The organism is Amycolatopsis kentuckyensis (assembly GCF_002155975.1).
Lineage (GTDB): Bacteria > Actinomycetota > Actinomycetes > Mycobacteriales > Pseudonocardiaceae > Amycolatopsis > Amycolatopsis kentuckyensis.
In genome coordinates this window covers 1-5,860 of record NZ_MUMI01000804.1, presented here as the reverse complement: position 1 = coordinate 5,860, position 5,860 = coordinate 1, and the positions used below count along the sequence as shown (strand labels likewise).

Sequence of the window (5,860 nt, the reverse complement as noted above, 5' to 3'; positions counted from 1 at the left end):
CTTCCGCAACGGTGGCGAGCTCGCCTGGGCCGCGACGGCGACGCCCACCCCGGCCGGCCACACCCGGGTGGCCTCCCGCAGTTCCCGCACCCGCGCCCGCAGGACGGCCAGGTCGTCCCCGACGTCCGACGGCGCCTCCGGCCAGCGGGCGAGCGAACTCCACAGCACTTCGCCGTCCCCGCCGCGCACCAGCCGGAAGGACACCTTGGTGCCACCGATGTCCATGCCGAGGTAGCAGGCCTCCGTCACCGGAGCGGCCCCTCCACGGCGCGCAGGAACTCCCGGTACCGGTCGCGGGACCAGCTCGGCGGGCAGGTGTCCTGCCACGGTTTGTCGCGGCCGCTGAAGTGCAGGATCGACGCGGTCCGCTCGGCGCGGACGAGCGAGTCCAGGCCGGCGATGTCCTCGGCCACGTGGACGTAGTCGCTGCGGCTGGCCATGATCGACATGGCGAAGGTGTTCCACTTGCGGTCCAGGCGGAGCCAGTCGTCCGCGGCCGCCCAGTTCAGCGCGTCCTGATCGGGGAAGCGAGCCATGCCGGGCTCACGCAGGAGGATGTCGCTCGCCCGGTCGAGCACCCCGGTGGACCGGCATGCGTCGAGGTCGAGCAGGAGCACACCGGAGTTGAAGTACTCGCGGTCCGCCGGGAACTCGCGCTCTCCCCACGAGGGCAGCGCGCCGCCGCGGCTCATCGTCGGCCGCGCCGAGTCGCGGACGGCGCCGATGGCGTGGCCGTCCATGGGCAGCGTCAGCAGCTCGCGCAGGTCGTCCAGGACGATCAGGTCCGAGTCCAGGTACAGGACCCGCGACTCGTCGGCCAGCACGTGGTGCACGTTGAGCCGCAGGTAGATGGCCGCGGTGTAGCGCCGCAGCACGGGCAGGCGGGGATCGACCGGCGGGCTCTCCACCAGCTCCAGCTTCAGCCCGAGCCGGTCGCCGTGCGCCCGGATGCGGGTCCGCGCGTCGGCGCTCAAGGTGTCGTGGAGGAGCACGACCCTGAGGTCGTCGAGGCAGTCTTCGTGCGCGGCGGCCAGCGAGTGCAGCGCGACCCTCGCCGGGAGCTCGAAGTTGTCGTCCACCGCGCAGACGATGGTCGGCAAGGGGGCCTGCGGTTCATTCCCCGCCATCGGAGACCTCGGCTTTCAGCGGCTTGCGGTACTGCCAGAAGCAGCGGCGGATGCGGGCCCGCAACCGGTCGGAGAACAGCGACAGCGGTCCCACCCACGAGATCTCGGCGACGGTGATGCCGCGCTCGCGTTGATCGGCGTAACACCGCTTCATCAGGGTCATGCCGATGCCCCGGCTGCGCACGGCGTGGTCGGTGGCCATCGGGCCGATGATGTGCGGCTGGTTCACCCCGTACGCGCAGAACGCGACCGGTTTCCCCGCCGACACCGCGAGGTGGCACCCCGCGTTCTCCCGGCCGAGGGCGGCGACGGCCTCGTCCGCCCAGCCGGGTGGCCACCCGGCCGGCGGCCACCCGGATCCGGCGGACAGCCAGGCGTGCAGCCCGTCCCGGTCGGCCGTGGTCGCCTCGCGCAGCTCGATCCCCTCGCCCAGCAGGCGTTTCTCGTCGTCCGCCGTGTCCAGGGAAATCGCCCGCAGGTCGACGTCCATGTTGACCACGGACCGCCCGCGTTCGTACCCGCTGTCCTCGAAGAAGCAGATGGCCGGGGTGTAGTGCAGGTCGACGCCGGGCCACAAGTAGTAGGGCGCGTTGCCCTCGACCACGACGGCGGTGGCGCCCCGCTCGGCCAGCCGGCTCTCCAGGGTCGTCACCAGCCGCCGGGCGGTGCCCCGGCGCCGGTGGCCGTCGGCGACGACCAGGAGGTCGAGCGAACCCTCGTCCGCGCCCCGGGCCGAGCCCAGCGCGGCACCCACGAGCCGGCCCTCCTCGGTGGCGACGAGGCCGACGGCCTCGCGGCGCAGCAGCATCCCCGGGTAGTCGGCGGCGTACGGGTCCAGCGGGAGCCCGGCCGCGCACAGCGCGGCGAGCTCCGCGTGATCCGCTGCCGCCAGGGAACGGATGTGCATCATCTTCCTCCGGTTGTCACGGGGCCAGCCGCACGTCGGTGACGGGTTCGCCGGCGTCCAGGGCTTCGGTGAGGGAACAGCAGGCCAGGCCTTGGTCCCGGTAGGCGCCGATCATCAGGTCCGTCAGGCGGCCGCGGTCGAGCGTCGGCGGGCGCCCGTCGTCGACACCGTCCACCCAGGACGCGAACCCGTCGTGCGCGAGCACGATCGCGCCCGGCCGGGCCGCGGTGAGCACCGGTTCGAGGTGCGTGTCGGTCGGCCGGTCCCACCAGTCGCGCAGGGCGTCCGTCCAGAGCACCGTGGTCAGGCCGGTGGCGGCCACCGCGGTCCAGCTGTCCCGGGAGTGCAGGCCGTACGGCGGCCGGAACCACCGCACCTCGCTCCCGAGCCGGTCCTCCAGCTCGCGGCGCGCGTCCCCGGTGCGGCGGCGGACTTCGCGCGGATCGATCGACGTCAGCCTCCGGTGGTCGACGCCGTGCAGCCCGACTTCGTGGCCCTCGTCCGCCATCTCCGCGAACAGCCGCGGGAACCGGCGGACCCGGCCCATGAGGACGAAGAACGTGGCGGTCACCCCGTGTTCGCGCAAGGCTTCGAGCACCCGCTCGGTGCCGCCCGGCTCGGGGCCGTCGTCGTAGGTGAGGACGACGTTCTTCGTCTCGGTGCGGACGGCGTGGACCGACGAACCCACCGCGGCGGCTTCCGTGTCGCTCATCCGCGCACTTCGAACACGCCGTAGGAGAAGCCGTCCGCCCGGACTTCCCCGCCGCCGCACGCCACCCCGTGCACGGCGAGCGGGCGGACCACCTCGAGGTCCAGCGGGGCGGTCGCCGGCTCCCGGCGTCCGTTGACGACCACCAGGTGGCGCTCGCCCCGGAGGTAGCCGAAGGGGTAGTCCTGGAACAGCACCCGCACCGGCGCGGCGGTGCCGAGCTCGGGGATCCGCTTGCGCAGTTCGACCAGCCGCCGGACGTGGTGGAGCAGGGAGGCGTCGTCCGCACGGGCGGTCGCGACGGTGGGGCGGTCCGGATCGGGGTCGACCGGGAGGTACAGGTCCGCCGCGGAGGCGGTGGAGAAGCCGGCGTTCGGGCCGTCGTCCCACTGCATCGGGGTGCGCGAACCCTGGCGGGCCGTGATGTCGGCCTGGCTGCCCTCCTTGTCCGGCAGCCCCGGGACGTACCGCATCCCGATCTCGTCGCCGTAGTAGACGACCGGCAGCGTCGGCCAGGTGAGCTGGAAGGCGAACGCCGGCGGGACCATGTCCCGCGTGCGCGGCCCGCAGACGAGCCGGGAGAAGTCGTGGTTGGCCGTCGGCAGCGCCGCCAGCCCGCGCCCGGCCGTCGCGGCTTCGACCTCCTGCCATGCGGTCAGGAACGGCTTCATCGAGCCCCGGCCGGCCACGTCGAAGTAGCACGGCTTGCCGTCGGTCCACGGACCCTGGGTGCCGGAGTCGTTGTCCCACAGCGAATGCACCGCCGGACCGACGAAGTGCAGGAAGAAGTCGGCGTGGAACCCGGCGGGGACGGCCGTCTGCGGCTCGCCCCATTCCGACAGCAGCGCGCAGTGCGGGTACTCGCGGTCGGCCCACTCGCGCAGCTCGCCCCACAGCTTGGCCGTCTCCACCCGGCCGGGGTCGTCCTTGACCAGTGAGTAGGCCATGTCGATGCGGAACCCGGAGACCCCGCGGTCGAACCAGTGGCCCATGATCTCCCGCAGCGCCGCCCGGTTGGCGCGCGGGCCGGGGGCGTCCACGGGCTGCCGCCAGGGCTCGGCGGGGTCGAGCCGGGCGTACCCGAAGTTCAGCGCCGGCTGGGCCGGGTAGAAGTTGGCCCGGTAGAACCCGCCGCGGCGGCCCAGGTTGGGCACCCACTCCCGGACCGGCGAGGCGATCCGGTCGGACCAGATGTACCGGTCGTCGCCCGGTGTTCCGGCCGACTCCCGGAACCACGGGTGCCGGTGGGAAGTGTGCCCGGCCACGAGGTCGAAGAGCACGCGGATGCCGCGTTCGCGCGCGGCCTCGATCAGCGCGACGGCGTCTTCGCCGGTGCCGTACCGCGGCGCGATCGTCAGGTAGTCGACCACGTCGTACCCGCCGTCGGCGAACTCCGACGCGAAGCACGGGCTCAGCCAGACGGCGTCGACGCCCAGCCACTCCAGGTAGTCCAGGCGCGCGGTGAGCCCGGCCAGATCGCCGATGCCGTCACCGTCGGAATCGGCGAACGATGGCGGGTAGACGTGGTACAGCACGGAATCGGCCAGCCAGGACGACGCGGGGCGGGTCATGGGTGTCACACCTTTCGCCGCGGTCAGGGCAGCCGGACGGACAGCTTGTGCCGGAAGAAGTCCCGGGGATCCCACTTCGCCTTGACCTGCTGCAGGCGCGGGTAGTTGTCCCGGTAGTACAGGTCGTGCCAGGCGGCGGCCGAGGTGTTGAACCGCGGGTCGGCGACGTCGGTGTCGGCGTCGTTGACGTAGCACCCGCCGGTGACGCCGTCGGGCACCGGCACACCACCGGTCTCCGCGTACACCGCCCGGTAGAAGTCGCGGTTCCAGCCGATGTACTTGTCGTCGTCGGCCGGGTCGGTCCAGATCACCGTCCACAGCAGGTTCAGCGAGCAGTCGCGGTGCGGGAAGGCGGTGTCGTTCCGGCCGACCGCGTTGATCCGGCCGCCGAAAGACAGGAACGACACCCCGATCGTCGGGTTGTCGACGTCGGTGCGGGTGAGGTACCGGTAGAGCGCGTCGATCTGCGCGTCCGGCATGGTCCCGCGCATCATGGCCGACTTGAAGTCGCTGCGCAGGGCCGGGTCGTTCGCCTGGCTGTTCGTCGTCGCGCGCTGCAGGGTCGACTGCAGCCACGGCATCCGCGTCACGTGGGGCTTCGCGTCCGGCGCGACGCCGTCGAGGATCTCCGCGTGGTAGCGCTCGAGCAGCCGCTCGGCGTCCGGGTGGGTCGCGGCCACCTGGGTGCCCAGGCCGATCGGGCCCGCCGACCGGAGCGGGAGCCCGAGTCCGCCGGTCAGCGCCAGGTACGGCGAGCCGGGATGCTTGTGCTTCTCGTGGAACGCGCTGTAGTTCTTCAGCAGCCGGGCGAACTTCTCCTTCGTGAAGTCCGCCCACGGCAGCCCGAGGCCGGCGAAGAGCACCTCGGCGGGCGGCTGGGGCAGGATCCTGCGCGGGTCGTTCCCCTTCGCGCCCGGCGAGCGGAACCAGTAGCGGGTGACCACGCCGAAGTTGCCGCCGCCACCGCCGGTGTGGGCCCACCACAGGTCGCGGTGGGGGTCGCCGGGCTCCCTCGTCGCCACCACCTTGCGGACACCGCCGCGGGCGTCGACCACGACCACCTCGACCGCGTGGAGGTGGTCGACGCCCATTCCGTGGAGGCGGGACAGGAACCCGTGCCCGCCGCCGGCGAAATGACCTCCCGCGCCGATCGAGTAGATGATGCCGGCCGGGATCGTGACGCCCCAGGCCTTGTAGAGCCGGTCGTACACGTCCATCAGGATGGCGCCGGGTTCCACGGCGACCGCGCCGCGCTCGGCGTCGAAGTACACCCGGTTCATCTCGGACAGGTCCAGCACCACCTGGACCTCCGGGTTGAACACGAAGTCCTCGACGCAGTGACCGCCGCTGCGCACGGTGAGCCGCTTGCCCTCGGCGACTGCCTTGCGCACGACTTCGATCACCGACGCCGTCGAATCGGCGACGTAGATCGCGTCGGGAGCGGCCACGTACCGCGGGTTGAGGCCGCGGACCAGGTCGCGGTACCGGCCGTCCGCCGCGGTGATCGCGACCGGCCCGAACCCGGTGGTCCCCGTCTCCGCGACCG

Annotated in this window: 5 protein-coding genes and 1 pseudogene; all 6 read right to left on the bottom strand. The window is 72.6% G+C overall.

Translation table 11 applies throughout. From position 1 onward, the window contains the following. A pseudogene (locus CCN39_RS48090) lies at positions 1-249 on the bottom strand (ROK family protein); the annotation flags it as partial. After that, on the bottom strand, positions 246-1,079 hold the full coding sequence (locus CCN39_RS48085) for a glycosyltransferase family 8 protein (RefSeq protein WP_158104629.1): 834 nt from the start codon (positions 1,077-1,079) through the stop codon (positions 246-248). The gene CCN39_RS48085 and the pseudogene CCN39_RS48090, both read right to left, overlap by 4 nt. 34 nt (positions 1,080-1,113) lie before the next feature. Then, positions 1,114-2,034: a GNAT family N-acetyltransferase gene (locus CCN39_RS48080; protein WP_158104628.1), complete on the bottom strand. Its 921-nt coding sequence runs from the start codon at positions 2,032-2,034 to the stop codon at positions 1,114-1,116. A gap of 16 nt (positions 2,035-2,050) precedes the next feature. Next, on the bottom strand, positions 2,051-2,746 hold the full coding sequence (locus CCN39_RS48075) for a polysaccharide deacetylase family protein (RefSeq protein WP_086853878.1): 696 nt from the start codon (positions 2,744-2,746) through the stop codon (positions 2,051-2,053). After that, positions 2,743-4,314 carry an alpha-amylase family glycosyl hydrolase gene (locus CCN39_RS48070; RefSeq protein WP_086853876.1) on the bottom strand — a complete coding sequence of 524 codons (1,572 nt, stop codon included), beginning with the start codon at positions 4,312-4,314 and terminating at the stop codon, positions 2,743-2,745. The genes CCN39_RS48075 and CCN39_RS48070 overlap by 4 nt, the downstream gene beginning before the upstream one ends. Before the next feature lie 23 nt (positions 4,315-4,337). After that, on the bottom strand, positions 4,338-5,860 hold a 1,523-nt coding region (locus tag CCN39_RS48065), incomplete at its 5' end, for an FAD-binding oxidoreductase (protein ID WP_244211353.1).